This is a genomic window from Photobacterium indicum, assembly GCF_003026215.1.
GTDB lineage: Bacteria > Pseudomonadota > Gammaproteobacteria > Enterobacterales > Vibrionaceae > Photobacterium > Photobacterium indicum.
The window spans coordinates 81,257-98,234 of the sequence record NZ_PYOC01000005.1 but is presented as its reverse complement, the minus strand read 5'-3'; the positions used below and the strand labels follow the sequence as shown (position 1 = coordinate 98,234).

Below are 16,978 nucleotides of genomic sequence, written 5' to 3'. Positions count from 1 at the left end.
ATTGTATTTGTATATGTATTGGAATTTTAGGTCGTTCTGTATGTAACGATAGCGCCAACTCACTGCCACGCATTACGGTGGCAGTAGAATCAAGATTGGCTTTATATTAGATATTCAGATAGGTCTTCACGGCTTCATCCGCATTGCTACCATCACGAGCCGTTACTTTATCGAGCCATTTTTCTAATATTTGCGGGTTGGCTTTTAGCCACGCTTTTGCTGCAGCATCTGGCTTGGCCTTGTCGTCTAAAATATTGCCCATCAATTGGCTTTCCATTTCTAGGCTAAAGCTCAGATTTTGCAATAACTGACCAACATTCGAACACGTTTTCAAATAGCCTTGGCGAACATTGGTGTGGACACTTGCCCCACCATAGTTAGGACCAAAAAAGTCATCACCACCGTCTAGATAAACCATGTCAAAGTTACTGTTCATTGGATGAGGTGCCCAGCCTAGAAAGGCGATCCACTGTTCACGGTCAACCGCTCGCTTTACTTGTGACATCATGCCAGCTTCACTTGATTCAACTAAACGGAAGCTTTTCAGATCAAATGCATTCTGATCGAGCATGTCTTGGATCAGGCGATTACCATCGTTACCCGGTTCAATGCCATAAATGCGACCACGGAATTCATCCTTATGCTTGGACAGATCAGCAAAACTACGTACGCCAGCATCGTAAACATATTTGGGTACAGCAAGGGTGTACTTTGCCCCTTCTAAGTTAGCGCGAACGGTTTCAACTGAACCATCTTGGTGATATTTGGCAATATCTGCTTCCATAGTCGGCATCCAGTTACCTAAAAAAACATCGATATCTTTATTTGCCATCGCAGAATAGGTGACAGGTACAGACAACAGCTGCGTTGATGTTTGGTAACCAAGACCTTTTAGTACTTCGCTAGTAACCGCAGTTGTCGCGGTAATATCAGTCCAACCTACATCAGAGAAACGTACCGTGTCGCATTGAGCGGCAAAAGCCGTTGATGCAGAGAAACTTAATAATAAAGCGGTACTGCTTATAATTGTGTGTTTAATGGCTGTATTCGTCTTCATGACTTTTCCTTTATCCATATTTTTATGCTAAAGCTGCTTCATGCAGCTATTCGTTTTTTGATGTAACTATCCATTTTTAGGTTGTAATAACCCACAGGAAGCGTAAAAACGTCCTCCTAGAGTTTTGTCGCTAGCTAGTTAATTATTTTCTTTGTTAGGGAAACGTAGGGCGTTGAGCGGCACCGTTACGTTGTTCTGTTTCCCATTGCGGCGCGATCCACGTCGGTGCGTTTGATGGTGAGAGTGGTGTATTCCCTAAGATGGCATCAGCTGCTTTTTCGGCCACCATAATAGTTGGGGCGTTGAGGTTGCCATTAGGGATGGTTGGGAATACTGAAGAATCGATCACTCGTAAAGACTCTATGCCTCTAACCTGACAATCTTTATTCAGCACTGTCATTGGATCATTATCTGATCCCATTTTGCAGGTACAAGACGGGTGGTAGGCACTTTCCACATTTTGACGAACCCAAGCATCCATGGCTTCATCACTGGTAATATCTGCACCTGGTTGAATTTCTTCACCGCGATAATCATCCATGGCTGGCTGAGCCAAGATTTCACGGGTTAGGCGAATACAATCGCGCCAATCTTGTTTATCTTGTTCGGTGCTGATGTAGTTGAATTCAATGTTCGGCTTTTGATGCGGATCGGCTGATGTTACCCAAATACGACCACGACTTTGCGGTTTATTCGGACCAACGTGTACTTGGAAACCATGACCATCAAAAGCTGCTTGACCGTCATATCGCATGGCAGCAGGTAGGAAATGATACTGAATATTTGGCCATTTCAGACCCGCACGAGAGCGGATAAATGCGCATGACTCAAAATGGTTAGTTGCCCCCAAACCATCTTTTTGCAATATCCAACGCGTACCAATCAACCCTTTGCTAATCAGCCCCAATTTACTGTTCAGGGTAATTGGCTGGTGACAGGCATATTGGAAATACACTTCAAGGTGATCTTGCAGATTTTCACCAACACCTGGTAAATCATGTTTAACAGCAATGCCTGCTTGTTCTAATACTGCTTTAGGGCCAATGCCCGATAATTGAAGAAGTTGCGGAGAACCGACTGAGCCCGCAGATAGCAGTACTTCGGTGTTCGCATAGACAGACTGCACTTTACCGCCAACCTCTATCTCAACACCTATCGCCTGTTTGTTTTCGATCAACACCTTACGGGTTACAACACCCTTTTTCACAGTCAGGTTGCTGCGTTTCATAGCGCGGCGAAGGTAAGCATTTGAAGTAGAGGCACGTACACCTTTATCAACGGTCATATGCATAGGGCCAAAACCTTCTTGCTGATAGCCATTATAGTCATCAGTTTTCGGGTAGCCTGCTTGTTGGCCAGCATCGATAAACGCTTGATATAGTGGATTTAGTTCCATATCGTTACCATTACATGTGCCAACAGGACCATCACCTCCACGGTAGGTGTCTTCTCCATGAATCCATGATTCAGCACGACGAAAATACGGTAGACATTCTTGGTAACTCCAGCCTGCAGCACCCTGCTCTACCCACTCATCATAATCGCAAGCATGGCCACGCACATACACCATACCGTTGATCGAAGAACTGCCACCCAGTACACGTCCTCGCGGACAATGCAGGCTACGGCTATCAAGACCTGCCTCAGGTTGTGTTTCGAATTGCCATGCATATTTTTCACTGTTCATTGGGTATGACAATGCAGTTGGCATTTGAATAAAGATGCTTCTGTCACTTCCCCCAGCTTCAAGCAGCAAGATGTGATGTTCACCCGAAGCGCTTAAACGGTCGGCCAGCACACAGCCTGCAGATCCCGCACCGACAATGATATAATCGTACGTTGTGTTCATTTGATTTCCCTTTCGATTCTACAAATAAGATTGAAGCCTGCTGCTGTTACTGATACCGAGTGATTCTTGTGATACCAGACATTACAGCTACCTAACGGGTTAATCGTAAGGACATTCAAGATCGCCAAGCTCAATCATCACGCTCTTGTTCTGGGTGTAATGGTTAAGTGTGTCGATGCCATTTTCACGGCCAATCCCAGACTGTTTGTAGCCTCCCACTGGCATTTGAGCCGGCGAACCGCCCCAAGTATTCACCCAGCAAATGCCTGCTTCTATTTGAGCAATAACACGATGAGCACGAGAAAGGTTTTGGGTAAATAGGCCAGCGGCAAGTCCGTACTGCGTTGCATTTGCTCGCTCGATCACTTCATCTTCATCAGTAAATCGCAATATCGACATTACAGGACCAAAAATTTCTTCCTGAACCTGAGGCATATCATCGGTACAATCGGCAAAAATGGTCGGTTGAACAAAGTACCCCTTGTCGAGTCCGTTGCCAGTTTCACGCTCACCGCCACAGATAAGACGCGCACCGGATTGTTTACCTGCTTGAATAAAACCGAGTACTTTTTCCAGATGCTCTCCAGAGATAAGTGCACCGATTTGGGTCGACATATCGGCAGGGTCGCCGATAATCAATTTGTTCGTTCGATGTGCTAGTTGATCGATGAAATCATCGTAAATTGCATCGTGTACAAACACACGGGTGCCATTGGTGCAGACTTCGCCTTGGGTATAAAAGTTAGCGAGCATGGCTGCGGAAACCGCGTTATCTAGCTTGGCATCATCAAACACAATCAGTGGTGATTTTCCACCTAGTTCCATCGTAATATCTTTGAGTGTACCGGCAGCATCAGCCATTACTTTTTTGCCAGTCCCAGATTCACCAGTGAACGAAATCTTGGCAATATCTGAGTGACGAGACAGCATTTGACCGACACGATAATCGCCTTGAACAACGTTGAAAACGCCATCTGGCACACCTGCCTCGGTAAAGATCTCAGCCAATTTTAATACTGACAATGGTGTTTCTTCCGAGGGCTTAAATACCATCGCATTACCCGCAGCCAATGCCGGCGCAGATTTCCACATTGCAATCTGAATTGGGTAGTTCCACGCGCCGATCCCAGCACAAACACCTAGTGGTTCACGACGGGTATAGAAAAACTGACCGTGTCCCAAGTCTTGTTGCTGTCCTTGAATCGCAGCGGCAAGTCCCGCGTAATATTCGATAACATCCGTACCAGTGACAATGTCTACCTCGATAGCTTCTTGGATCGGCTTCCCCGTATCTTTGACTTCCAGCTCGGCAAGCTCATCGTTACGCTCTCGAAGAATCGCCACCGCTCGCATCAAGATACGGCCGCGTTCTATACCACTCATGGCAGACCACACTTTGAAGCCTTCTTGAGCCGATTCAATGGCACGCTCAACATCTTGGGTTGATGCTTGACCGATTTCAGCCAGTTGCTCACCCGTTGCAGGGTTAGAGGTTATAAAGGTTTCGACCGATGAAACATCAGTTGCTTGACCATGGATGTAAAGGGACTTCATTTTCATCAAAATGCCTTGATAATTAGTTTTTTATTATGAGGTTGCGTGTCAGTTTGAGTATGGGGCGAGTTGCTTTTCCAAATAATCAGAAATGATCTGTTGTGCTTTTTCGGGGCAAACCCCTTTAGGGTTCAGCGCGCCTCGCAACCAGATCCCATCGATTAGTGCTGCAATTCCCTGTGCGACAAAAAGGGCTTGTTCAGCGGGTAAAACTTGCTTGAGTTCATAGCGAAGGTGCGACAAAAGGCGACGTTCGTTAACACGCTGGAGTCGATGTAGATCGCCATCGTGCATTGACTGAGCCCAGAATGCTAACCACGTCTTAGTCACTTTGCTGTCGACTTGATAACCATCGAAATTAGCGGCAACAATTGCCCTGATCCTTGCTGGAACATCGTTACTGTCAACAGCACGAAGATGCTCGATTGATGTGGCAGATAACTGACGTAACACCGTACGCATGGTTTCTTCCAATAGACCATGTTTACCACCAAAATAATGATTAATGATCCCTGGAGATACACCTGCTTTTCGGCTAATCAAAGCTACGCTCGCATTCGATAATCCAACCTCATCAATAACGCTCATCGTCGCCTCAACAAGCTGAGGTCGACGTATTTCTGGCATCCCTACCTTTGGCATAAATGTTACTCGAATGTTTTTTAATTGAACGTTTAATTAAAAATAGACTTACATCTTCTCAAAGGGAAGTCAAAAAAATGTTTCGTGCAGTAATGAATTCTACACACACTAAAACTCAATTAAAAACCATAAAGTAATGATTCATAAGGAAATACAGACAGCTCCAGAAAGGCGAAAATTAATTAAAATGTTTTGTGTCGAAAACAACCAATGATGACTTTATTCAGCAGTATTAATGAAATTTTTGATTTGAATTTTTCAATGATAAGTATTTACCAGCCTCCCATTGACAGCGAGTGAGGCCTCATCGTTACAAAATTAATTTGAGAAAATGCCAAAAATCCGTTGGATATTGAAACTTTGCTACACAGCCATTTTAGAGCGGTTTTCTTTAACTCTAAGTTATGAACCAGTCTAAAATTGTCATAAAAAAATTCACATCCCAAAGCAAAGAAATGCACAACCAACTGAAGTTAATTAAGGTTACCTGCTACATAACCTACCGATCCTGAGAATTTATACGATACTTAAAAGACTTTTTTAATTACGCATTAATAAGGAGTTCATAATCACATTATGAATGATGACTTTATGGATAAAATATTTAAAACTGCAGTTATCGCTTGTGCAGTCACTATGACACTGACTGCACAAGCTACCGAGCCCACAGATACTTCCAGTCAGCAATTATTTGAAATCAAAAATACCTGTATCGTGCGCTTTGACGATGGCATTTCTAAGTTTGATGTAAAAGGGCGGGCCAGAGGAATGGTCGCCGCTGCTAATGCACAGGCTAAACACATATACAAACACTCTATCAAAGGTTTTGCCGTAAATATGAATTGTGGCAAGGCTAAAGCTGCCTTTGCTGGTCAAAATGATATTGTTAGTTTCGAACCCGATTCCTTAATGGTTCTATACCCAGGTCCGCCTTCGGGAAAAGGGAAAAAAGACTCTACCACCTCCGAGTCTCAGGTTATTCCATGGGGAATAACCAGAGTTGGCTATCTACCAGTAGATCCACCAATAGATAATACAGGGCTTACTGCATGGATTTTAGACACGGGCATTGATTTGGACCATCCAGATTTGACTGTAGACACCGATCGTGGTTTTAGTGCATTTACCTCTCGTAAAGACAGTTCATATGATGATGGTCACGGTCATGGTACTCATGTAGCTGGAACTATTGCAGCCATCGATAACGAAATTGATGTTGTTGGTGTTGCAGCCGGTGCAACAGTTGTTCCGGTTAAAGTACTGAATAGCCGCGGCTCTGGTAGTACTTCAGGAGTGATTGCCGGAATTGATTGGGTTGCCGCCAATGCGTCTCCCGGTGATTGCGCAAACTTAAGTTTAGGCGGTAGTTATAGCCAAGATCTAAACGATGCTGTTGTTAATGCATCAACTTACGGCGATAAAGATATTTATTTTGCGCTAGCTGCGGGTAATGAGTCACAAAATGCGATGAATACTTCTCCAGCCAGTGCTGGTAAAAATGAATATGATAATATCTGGACTATTTCGGCAATAGATACAGAAGGTAATTTTGCCTCATTTTCCAACTTCGGTAATCCACCTATTGAATTTGCCGCTCCTGGCGTAGGTATTCTATCGCTTAAAAGAGGAGGAGGAACCACAATCAAAAATGGCACCTCTATGGCGGCGCCTCATGCTTGCGCGGTGTTAATGTTAACAATGGGAGAGCCGGACTCTGATGGGACTGCTAATGGTGAAACTGATGGTAATCCCGATCTGATTATTCACCTTTAACTAGGTTACAAATAAAGGGGAGGGTCTTGAGCCGTGATTAAACCACGATAGACCGACCCCTATCCTTTATTTATCGGCACCTATTTTGACCATAATGTGTGCATACGGGGTATCTTTCCACATCACATATACCGGATCATCCGGATTAGTGGAAAGACCTTCCAGCATTGTAGGATCGGGGACAGTGATCATTAGGTGGGGCCCTTCCTTCACCCAATCATCGCTGTTATCCGAGTTGGTGGCATAAGGATCACTGTTGCTAGTCCCGATGGCACTCCCTTCACCAGCTAGCATGTAGGACACACTGATCTTATCGGGTTTGAAATCTTTCTTGTTCAGCATGGCTTGGATGAGGGCATCCCAGACTGGTTCGTTACACATCGGACCGATAATTTCCTGTTGAGGGTAGCAGGTGTAGCCGTTTGAACCCTTACGCAGAACCTTGCCATCACCTCTTTTGATAGTAGCGTTTGCCGTGACTACTGCTGGACCAGCACTTTCTGCACTGATAATTATGGCTTCCTTGTCAGCAGCCATGACCAGGCTGCTTCCGAGTAGAAGACTAAGGCATGAGAGGACGAATTTATTATTCATATTAACCTCTAGTTCATTTCATTTTAAGCGAGAGGATATTCAAAAATACCCTACTGAAATTGTAGGTTACTCCGCGTACTCAACGGCAATATTTGTATCTTTATGCCAACACTTGAACAATCAAAGAGAGAAAGGTTTGCATTTTCCGCATGCTCTAGAGCTGGTTCTACAAAAATCGAGTGAAATGTGTATTGTAAAATACAGCGAAGTCATTTTAGACCTCCACTCTCGGTCTGCTTGTCGAGGGTGTACTTCATGTCAATGTCGTTGAACATTATACTAGCTATCGCACAAATTAATCTTTATGCGATATAAATCAAACAGTATAAATGGAAGTGTGAAGGCACTGAATTAGCAACAGAAAAAAGTCATTGTTAATTTTCTGGCATTAGAGCTCTAAACTGCTTAATAAGAACGATTACCTTATACCTGTTACAAAAAAGTCGCCCTGAGGCGACCTTTCTGGCATTTGGGAATTAGAAGCGCTTTACCGAGGTAACGTCACTACCTAAACATTAAAGCTGGCAATGGCTTTATCCAGTTCTCTCGTTTGATCTGCAATCGCGCTGGCAGCCTGAGAGTTCTGATGTACAGCATTAGAGTTATCAACTGTAATATCACGAATAGACGTCACATTCTGGCTAATATCGGCAGCGACAATACTTTGCTGCTCTACTGCGGCTGCAATTTGAGTACTATTGTCTAATACCTGCTGCATATCATCCATGATTTGTTCAATCTTAATTTCAGCACTATTAGCCCGCTCAACACTCTGTTCACCTTGCGTGCGACAACTTGCAATTTGCTCAACAACAACCCCTGTTTGCTCTTGAACTGAGGTAATAATAGATGAAATCTCTTCCGTAGATTGCTGAGTACGAGAAGCAAGTGTACGAACTTCATCTGCCACAACAGCAAATCCTCTTCCCTGCTCACCAGCTCGCGCCGCTTCTATGGCTGCATTTAACGCCAATAAGTTGGTTTGTTCAGCAATGCCACGGATCACTTCCAACACAGTACCAATATTGACTGAAAGCTCCGACAAATTAATAATCTCATCACTTGTTTTATCTAACTCGCCAGACAGTGAAGTAATATGCACTTTGGTTAATTTGATTTCAGCTAGACCGGAATCCGCAGCTTGGCTGCTTCGATTGGCATTAGCTGCTGCACCTTCTGTTGTAGATGCGATCTCTTTTACAGTTTCTCCCATCTCAGTAACTGCCGTTGCCACCGAATCTGTCTCTAACTGCTGCTGAGCCAAAGCAGATTCTGTCGCCTGACTATTTTGCTGTAGCTGCTCAGAGGCTGCACTCAATTCAGTGATTGTAGACTGAACGTTGCCAATCAGTTGTCGAACACTCGCCAAAAGCCCATTAAAATTGGATGCCATGTCGGCCAACTCATCTTTACCGCTCTCATCAGCAACACGGGTTAAGTCATGACTACGAGAAATTTCCGACATCAAGTTGGTTAGGTTGTTGATGCTACGTTGAATACCGTTACTGATATACAATGACAGCAAAACCAACACAATAACCACTATCACAACAGATACTGTAATTATGGTCATTACGCGGCTTTTAGCTTCTGTAAGCTCACTCTCTAGCTGAGTTTCCAGATCTGAGAACATAGCTTCAACATGGTGAGATGCTGTACGGATTTGACCTCGTAAACCTTCATCGTGGGCAAAACCAATCAGCCTCTTCTGTTCACTCATCTGACTAAATATATGATTGAACTGAACAAGCTCTTCTTTAAGCTCTATATCTTGAATGCTACCAAGCTTCTTATATAAATCATGGTACTCATCAAGATATTTACGCTCATTTGAAAACGCAAACAGCTCTGCTTTAAGAATAAGAGAATAAACAACACTCTCGATTGCACCTTCGTGAACAGCATGCTCCATCAGGCTATCAGACTGTTCGAACATCGCTTTATACTGCCCCTCAGAATGCTTTAAACCAAGGGCTTGGTAGTTTCGAATCAACTCAAGATAACTCGTTTTATAGTTTTGCATTTTGGGCATTAAGTTATTCAATTCCGGTACATTTACCGATAACTCATCCAGCTCAGCCTTCAGCGTTTGTGTCTTACTTTCAAAAGCAGAATAGTTATCCAAAAATTTCTTTTGATATTTCAGATCTAAACGTGCCAAAAAGTCTTTTTCATTTCGACGTAAATTAAGTAGTGAAACCTCTAACGATTTAACATCCGTAACCATTTTGTCAATCTTCATGATACGTTCATTAGCAAGATTCGTTACCGCTAACACTAATAACAAGGCAAGCACTGACAATCCAGTCAGGCAAAGTAATTTATGTTTTATCTTCATTTGGCACGCACTCTTAACTACACAATAAGGGCTGTAAAATAAATAAGCAGGCTTTCTTGGTCATGCTTTAATAAGCTACTATTACACAAGCAGTTTTTTATTTTATAATGGTTAACATCTAACTTGGCTCTATTAATGTAGCGGCAACACTAGTGAAAAATTTAGTAATAAGTCGAGATTTTTATCATAAAAATAATTACCGACTATTAAATATGCAACTTATCATTTAATTTCATCATATTAACGAAAGCATATATAACCACCATAAGATTAATATTCAACACAAAGCAGTGCGTGCGTGGACATAATAAATATACATTGTCTCGAGTAATAGCTCAATTTTAATAGCCCTAGACAATAACTATATCGAAATAGGGGGGAACAACTCTATCGGTGACTATTTATTTACATTAGAAGTAAGCGGGAAGAACAGGTTAATAATATTCGCCAATATAGCCCCACACATAAGACCACCTACATTGGCAGCTAAATCAAGCCACTCACCATAACGGTTAACATAGGGTTGTATTAATTCTATTCCACCACTCCAACAAATAAATAACACAGCAATCAATAGCCAATTTTTCGGTTTTCTTAGTGCAACCCCAAACATAAGTGCAGCATAAGCGATGAAATGATGTGTTTTATCCGTACCCGGAACATCAGGTAAACTCGGCTGTGGGCTGAGCGAAAGAAACGTAATAATAAATAGGAGAAAAAGCGTAATTACAATCCAATAGTTGTAAACGAATCGAAAAAGAGAAGTCATCTAACCTAGCCCCTACTCATTCACTTTCGATTTAAGCTCTGTTCCTGCTTCCCGAAGTATATTTATAGGTGACAAGATTACCCCTTTCACTGCGCCTTGTGTGGCTTGCTGTGTAAGTTGTTCGCTTTTTTCAACGATTTCATCTACTTTTGCGACAACAACTGGAACCTCTTTACGCAACTGTTCAGATTCATTCAAAACTGCTGGAATAGTGTTTTGACGATACGCTTTACTTTCTAGTAATACCATTGGAATCACATCTTTGCGATAGTTTTCTAGCTCCACTAATGTTTGCGGTATCGTTTTGTTACTGACCGTATCGACAACTTGTATCACAGCTGGCATTGTCTCAGATCTGATTACTTTAACTTCTTGTAATACTGATGGGATTTTTTGATCAACTGAAGCAACTGTTTGATTAACGTCATCGATAGTCGTTTTCAACTCAGCGACAAGTGTTAATGCCTGTGGCGTAATTTCTTCAAACGTCTTTGCTACCAGTAGCCACTGATCTATTTCCAGTTTATCTGCAGTTTCATTTAAATCGCTCATTAATTGAGGATAGCTATCTACAGCCGTCGTCACCGCACTGGTAAATGAATAAATGGTGTAACCCAAATAGAATATTGAGGTCGCTAATAGTGCTTGTATAACCATTCCTAATCGAGCCAACATATTCACATCCAATGTTTTATTTATGTCACCATACCTTAAGTAATTATAAAGAAACAATATATAGTCATATTGTCAAGTATTGAGACATTCATATAATAAAAAAACAAAAACAACTACACACTGTTAAGCGTATAGCTGCTTTTTTAATTATCCTCGTCTAGTTACCTATACATAAGTAACGCGTCGCTATGAGTAATTGTCGTCCATTACGTTAGAATCATCTTGTTGAGCTGTATGTTCATCGTTTTCATACGATGCACTGTCATCCATAACATCAACGCCTTGGTCTCGGTTATCGCCCTGCATCCAGTCTCCCTTTGAGTCGTCTTCATCATGCATACCGCGTGAATTATCATTGCCTCGATGTCCCGAGTGCATAGCATGGTCATCATCCACTTCAATCGTTACCATGCCAGTCGCACCTTCAATCGGTGTACCAATCTCTGACTGCCCTTCGAACGTAATCTCTTCTTTTCCTTCATTTTCATCAGCAAGTTCTATTTTCACTGGGCGAGATAAGTTACCGCTGATCGTATACGAGCCGTCATCATTCAAAATGCCGTTTGAAATGGTCGCCCCTTCTGGCAGGTGACTGATTTCAACTTGCTCAACATCTGGGTTAGCTGTCACATCATCAGGAATATCAATCCGTACCGTACTACCTGGGGCTGCCGTTATATCAGCCTCGCTATCGTTGGTAACATCGTTATCTTGCGCTGCTTGTGCATCTAACGTAACAGTCTGTATGTCATGATTTTCTTGCGCAGAAGCTTCATCAGCTTGACGCTCTGTTGGCGAAGAGGCTTCAGGATCTTCGTATTCTGCCACATTAAGTTGTAACGAATGCATCGCTGCACTATCACCATCAGTTGTGCTAACATCGAGTTCCAACAGACCATTAAAGTCATCATCAGTCCAGAACACCCAATTACCGTCACCATTCTCGACCAAAGCACCATCATCACCATTGTAATCTATCGACGTAACATCCAATGATGGTTCAAGGTTCAGCGCAGTGAGAATATCGCTTTCAGCTAAATGTAAGGCACCGAATTCATCCAGCATGAAATCACTGTTTTGTTGGGAAGAATCGTCTTCTGCTTCATTGATATCAACCGTGAAGTGACCTCGAACACTCTCTTCACCATCGGTGGCAACAAATGCAATATGCGCTTCACCGGTGTACCCTTCTGCGGGAACAAACGTATACTCTCCCTCACTGTTAGTTTCTAACACACCTTGACCTGTAATTAGTTGCACGGATTCGATACTAAGCGTATCCCCTTGTGCATCAGACAACTGTGCCAACATATCACCATCATTAAACGTTAGCGTGTTTCCGGCTTCTATTTCTGTTGTTACAACAGCATCAACGCTTGGAGCTGTATTTATCAGAGCTGTATTTGAGTCAGCCTCATCGGCTTCATTAACAGCAATAGAGCTTTGTACATCACTACTTTCACCGTCATGATTTACTTGATAAGCAAAATCAACGTTACCGCCTACCCCATCAGCTGGAGTAAATAACCATGTACCATCTTCGTTATCAACCAGTTCCCCTTGGCTGCGATCAATAAGGTGTACACCGTGTATTTCACCTGAAGGTGAGGTTTCAATATCATCAACCATCGCTAAAAGATCGGCAGTGGTAAGAGTTAACGCCCCACTTTCAGCCACATCGAAATCTGCATAGGTATCTGTCGGTTGGGTTATTTGGCTTGATGCGGTTTCACCATAATCTGCAGTCGTTGCCGACACAGTAATGAAGAAGTTACCAGAAAAGTCTTGTGGTGGAGTAATCGAAAGATCATTAAAACTCCATTCGGTAACATCAACAATTTGTCCTGGTTCTGTGATCATCACAGAATGTACACCATCAGACACTTCAAATCCGACAGGGAAACCAGTAATAACTAAATGGCTTAACACTTCTGATGAGTCGATCATATCGACATTCAACCCCAGTAAACCCGTGGTATCTTCATCAAAAACAAGTGGTCCATCATGATCTGTTGTTATCACGGCACCATCAGCAACAGGGCGGACAAAAACAGGCATGGTTAGCATTGTGGTTAACCCATCAGGGTCACTCACTTCTATTTGCAGTTCAGTTATTCCTGCATAATCATCTGTTGGGGTAAATGTCCATGTTCCGTCTTCATTATCTTCAATCGTTCCACTTTCATCACCGTCAGTATTAATGATGCGTGAGATGACTAAATTATCTCCATCAATATCACCAAACAAATCCAACATATCATTGGCATTAAAGGTGAAAGCACCTTCTTCATAAGTGGTTAAATGCGCATTACCGCCATTAAACGGTGCATCATTAACAGGTAACACATCGACTTTCATACCGCCATCGACCACATTGTTACCATCTGAAATTTGGTAATCTAACTTGATTAAACCATTAAAGTCAGGCGGTGTGATGAGGTGGTACATACCATCTTGTTGTAACTGTAGGCTGCCATTCTGGGGTTGTTTCAGCGACAAGCTTTCTAACGAGAGTTGATCGCCATCACCATCACTGGCTTGGCTTAAAATATAAGCAGGATCAATCACCAGTACCTGATCTTCATCAACATCAAAACTCAGGCTTGGTGCAACAGGAAGATCATCAGTTGGAGTCACGTTTACCGATACCGTTGCCGTATCGTAAGAGCCATTACCATCAGTTATGGTATAAGAAAAAGAAGCAGGTCCGTTATAATCAGCGTCAGGGGTAAAGACTACATTACCATCGTCACCTAGTGATACTTCACCATGTGTGGCCTCTGTCGCTTCAACTGCAGAGATAGACAAAGTGTCGCCATCGGCATCACTGTCGTTAAGCAGTAAGTCTGCAGCCTGAATAACAAGCTGACCGTCTTCTTCCACTTCAATAGTACGAGATGTAATCGCTTCATTGACGTCAACTAACTGTTCGGTGATATTCAACGTTTGATCAGCAGTGCTGTGGTTAAGGTCGAGGTTTAAGGAGTGACTGATTTCGCTACCGTCTGACTGAATCGTCGTCATCTGAATTTCTTCAGACATGGTGCGTGACACCGTCATGTTTTGAACAACGTACGTACCGTTGCTGCCTGTTGTACCAAGTGTGAAGTGATGAACAGGGACATCTGTCGTAAACGCGTACGTATCTTGATATTCGCCAGAATCTCGATACCCGCCTTGCGCATCAATCAAATTGCCATCAGCATCAAAAGCCTTGATAGTCACTTCTGTTGCATGGCTGCTGGTTTCATCAAAATACCCTCCCAAGCCGTCAAGCTGGAAAGTGATCTGATTAACATCTTCCCCTTCAACAGTTACTGTTAGCATTTCATTGGTATCTAAACCATTGCGGCTTTCGTTACCAATTCCGGCTCCTTTATGAGTTCCTGCGCCATTCCATGCAGCCAACTCTCCCGTATTGACTTGAGTCGTAATAGTAACGTCGTCTTCAACATAGACCGCAGTATCACCATCGACGGTGCCCCAGTCTTCTACTGTGGCAGTACCATCAAAAATACGCGTTGACGTATCACTGTCAAAGCTACCGACACGTATATCTCGCGTATCAGACTGAATCTCTTCGGTATTAGGGGTAAACTGTACTTGAGTATCAGCTGGGTATGTTAAGCCAATGACCATATCAGCCCATTCACCGTCTTCATCCAGATACTGTACCGAACCATGTTCTGGTGCGGCATCTAAACGAATAAGCGGATCCATACCATCAAGGCTACTGTCATCTTGTGCAACAACCGGATCATTAACCGGATTAACGGTTAAATCTAGCCCTGTAGACACCGTTTCTTGACCATCAGTCACATCGAATGTTAACTGTAAATCACCATTGAAGTTTTCTGCAGGCCTAATGGTAAACGAACCATCTTCATGCTTTTCAACTGAGCCGAAGGCTTCTAGCTCTAGGTTGATTGCTGTTAAATCATCACCGTCTACGTCTGATGCATGCATCAATAACTGTTCTTGCGTCAGCGTAATCGTGCCATCTTCATTTACGTTGTAAGCCACGTTTCCGGCTACGACTGGCGTATCGTTCACAGCAACAACATCAACCTCAGCAGTAGTTGTCGCGGTCGTACCCTCTTGATCTTTTACTGCGACATCAAAAGCGACATCACCATCAAAACTAGGGTTCGGAGCAAAAGAGTAATTACCATCACCATGATCAGTCAGTATCCCATCAGTGCCTGAATACGTAACAGCATCAATACTGACCTCGCCTTCCACATCACTTGAATTAGCAAGTAATTGGGCATCAGTAAAAGTGAGAATACCGTCTTCGTTAACAGAGTAAGAGGTAGAGCCTGCGACAGGGGGATCGTTAACCGCCTCCACCTGAATATCAATATTCGCTGGGGTTAAGGCTGTGCCATCGCTAACAGTAAAACTAAGATCGACGTCACCATTGAAATTCTCATTCGGTGCAAAGGTATACGTACCATCACCGTGATCAGTGAATACACCATCAGCTCCACCGTATGTCACAGAATCGACGGTTAAATCATCCTGATCGACATCCGAAGCATTCCGTAATAACTGCTCATCGGTAAAAGTAATGGTGCCGTCTTCATTCATGGTGAAGGTTTGATCATCAACAACCGCAGCATCATTCACTGCCGCAACAGTCAATGTACTATCAGAGGATACAAGACTACCGTTTTGATCGGATACATCGAACGTTACTTTCAACTCTCCGTTTATATTTTCATTTGGCGTAACAACAAATGATTTTTCGCTCGTTTCTGGATCAATCTCAATTTCAAACGTCGCATTCTCAATACTTAAATTTTCAACATTTAAATCATCACCATCAACATCGCTCGCATTTGCCAATAGTTCAGCTTCGGTGAGTACGATCTGTGTATCTTCGACACCATCGAACATGGGTGCAATTTCATCATCAATAACGACTTCGTCGTTCACGTTATCAACTTGGATTTCTATTGTTTCTGACGTGCTTTTAGTATCAAATTCATCTTCAACAGATAAATCAGCAGCAGTTGCATCTGCAACATCAACCTCAAACGTTTCACTGGTTGTTGCCGTATCGAACTCTTGGTTTCGGGCTTGTCCTCCTCGACCACCACTGGCACCTCCAGCATTCTGTTGCTCAGAGCTTATATCCGCTTTTGATTGAGGCGTGTCATTACCGCTGCCAGATGGCGAATCTTGTGACGTATTACCACCAACAGATTGTGGTTCACTTCCACCTGCTACATTATTTTCATTATTATCGCGACCATTATCTATTGGCTCTTGTACTGCTTTGTTACTACCTTGCCCTTGTGATGTATCATCATCGTTAGCATTGCGTTCTTCTGCCCGACGTTGCCCCCCTCCTCCTGCTCGACCTGCTCCTGAAGGGTTTTCATTCATTGCTGCATTTATTTCATCAGCTAAATCTGATGACTCAGCACCAGTCGCAGTGGCAGCAACAACAGTACTTTGTAAGTTCTGTCTATCATGCCCACGGTGGTCACCTGTTCCTTCATCTGGCGTGGCAATATTCTCGACAGCATCATTCAATTCATTGTTGTCATCATTCTTTTTATCATGATGCTTCCCGCCTTTATTTTTCGCCATTAGAGACCTCCATACAATGCCGTCATTTACGTACAAAAAAACTTTCCTTTATATACCTAAGAACAACAGAAATGGTTTGGCAAATATATTGATGCTCGATTAATTTTTAAGTGAAAAATAGTGATATTA

Annotated in this window: 10 protein-coding genes; 1 reads left to right on the top strand and 9 read right to left on the bottom strand. The window is 42.9% G+C overall.

The genetic code is table 11. The features are described from left to right. Nucleotides 1–106 precede the first annotated feature (106 nt). The 4 genes from C9J47_RS14980 to betI all read right to left on the bottom strand — a co-directional run bounded on the left by C9J47_RS14980 (nt 107) and on the right by betI (nt 5,102). Entirely contained in the window at nt 107–1,057 is a 951-nt protein-coding gene (locus tag C9J47_RS14980; protein ID WP_107246002.1) for a choline ABC transporter substrate-binding protein, read from the bottom strand. A gap of 154 nt (nt 1,058–1,211) precedes the next feature. Beyond that, complete coding sequence (gene betA / locus C9J47_RS14975) at nt 1,212–2,906, bottom strand: choline dehydrogenase (protein ID WP_107254238.1); 1,695 nt, start codon at nt 2,904–2,906, stop codon at nt 1,212–1,214. A 99-nt stretch (nt 2,907–3,005) separates the two neighbouring features. After that, entirely contained in the window at nt 3,006–4,466 is a 1,461-nt protein-coding gene (betB, locus tag C9J47_RS14970; RefSeq protein ID WP_107254237.1) for a betaine-aldehyde dehydrogenase, read from the bottom strand. A 42-nt stretch (nt 4,467–4,508) separates the two neighbouring features. Then, complete coding sequence (betI, locus tag C9J47_RS14965) at nt 4,509–5,102, bottom strand: transcriptional regulator BetI (protein WP_107254236.1); 594 nt, start codon at nt 5,100–5,102, stop codon at nt 4,509–4,511. A gap of 576 nt (nt 5,103–5,678) precedes the next feature. Between betI and C9J47_RS14960 the strand changes: the two genes are divergently transcribed. Further along, complete coding sequence (locus C9J47_RS14960; protein WP_245903482.1) at nt 5,679–6,875, top strand: S8 family serine peptidase; 1,197 nt, start codon at nt 5,679–5,681, stop codon at nt 6,873–6,875. A gap of 66 nt (nt 6,876–6,941) precedes the next feature. Here the strand turns inward: C9J47_RS14960 and C9J47_RS14955 are convergent, their stop codons facing one another. From C9J47_RS14955 to C9J47_RS14930, 5 genes are all read right to left on the bottom strand, one after another. Next, entirely contained in the window at nt 6,942–7,412 is a 471-nt protein-coding gene (locus tag C9J47_RS14955) for a hypothetical protein (protein WP_146150850.1), read from the bottom strand. A gap of 565 nt (nt 7,413–7,977) precedes the next feature. After that, nucleotides 7,978–9,807 (bottom strand): methyl-accepting chemotaxis protein, encoded by a 1,830-nt coding sequence (locus C9J47_RS14945; RefSeq protein WP_107254234.1) that lies wholly within the window; start codon nt 9,805–9,807, stop codon nt 7,978–7,980. 397 nt (nt 9,808–10,204) lie between these two features. Then, nucleotides 10,205–10,576, bottom strand: coding sequence for a VanZ family protein (locus C9J47_RS14940; protein WP_107254233.1), 372 nt, complete (start codon nt 10,574–10,576; stop codon nt 10,205–10,207). Nucleotides 10,577–10,588: 12 nt separating this feature from the next. Continuing rightward, on the bottom strand, nt 10,589–11,251 hold the full coding sequence (locus C9J47_RS14935; protein ID WP_107254232.1) for a hypothetical protein: 663 nt from the start codon (nt 11,249–11,251) through the stop codon (nt 10,589–10,591). Nucleotides 11,252–11,437: 186 nt separating this feature from the next. After that, entirely contained in the window at nt 11,438–16,849 is a 5,412-nt protein-coding gene (locus tag C9J47_RS14930) for a tandem-95 repeat protein (protein WP_107254231.1), read from the bottom strand. Nucleotides 16,850–16,978: the final 129 nt, after the last annotated feature.

Bases quoted from the DNA above. Each gene is read 5' to 3' on its own strand.
- C9J47_RS14940 (WP_107254233.1), bottom strand. From the start codon at position 10,576: ATGACTTCTCTTTTTCGATTCGTTTACAACTATTGGATTGTAATTACG.
- C9J47_RS14960 (WP_245903482.1), top strand. From the start codon at position 5,679: ATGAATGATGACTTTATGGATAAAATATTTAAAACTGCAGTTATCGCT.
- C9J47_RS14955 (WP_146150850.1), bottom strand. From the start codon at position 7,412: ATGGCTGCTGACAAGGAAGCCATAATTATCAGTGCAGAAAGTGCTGGT.
- betB (WP_107254237.1), bottom strand. From the start codon at position 4,466: ATGAAAATGAAGTCCCTTTACATCCATGGTCAAGCAACTGATGTTTCA.
- C9J47_RS14945 (WP_107254234.1), bottom strand. From the start codon at position 9,807: ATGAAGATAAAACATAAATTACTTTGCCTGACTGGATTGTCAGTGCTT.
- betI (WP_107254236.1), bottom strand. From the start codon at position 5,102: ATGCCAAAGGTAGGGATGCCAGAAATACGTCGACCTCAGCTTGTTGAG.
- C9J47_RS14935 (WP_107254232.1), bottom strand. From the start codon at position 11,251: ATGTTGGCTCGATTAGGAATGGTTATACAAGCACTATTAGCGACCTCA.
- C9J47_RS14980 (WP_107246002.1), bottom strand. From the start codon at position 1,057: ATGAAGACGAATACAGCCATTAAACACACAATTATAAGCAGTACCGCT.
- betA (WP_107254238.1), bottom strand. From the start codon at position 2,906: ATGAACACAACGTACGATTATATCATTGTCGGTGCGGGATCTGCAGGC.
- C9J47_RS14930 (WP_107254231.1), bottom strand. From the start codon at position 16,849: ATGGCGAAAAATAAAGGCGGGAAGCATCATGATAAAAAGAATGATGAC.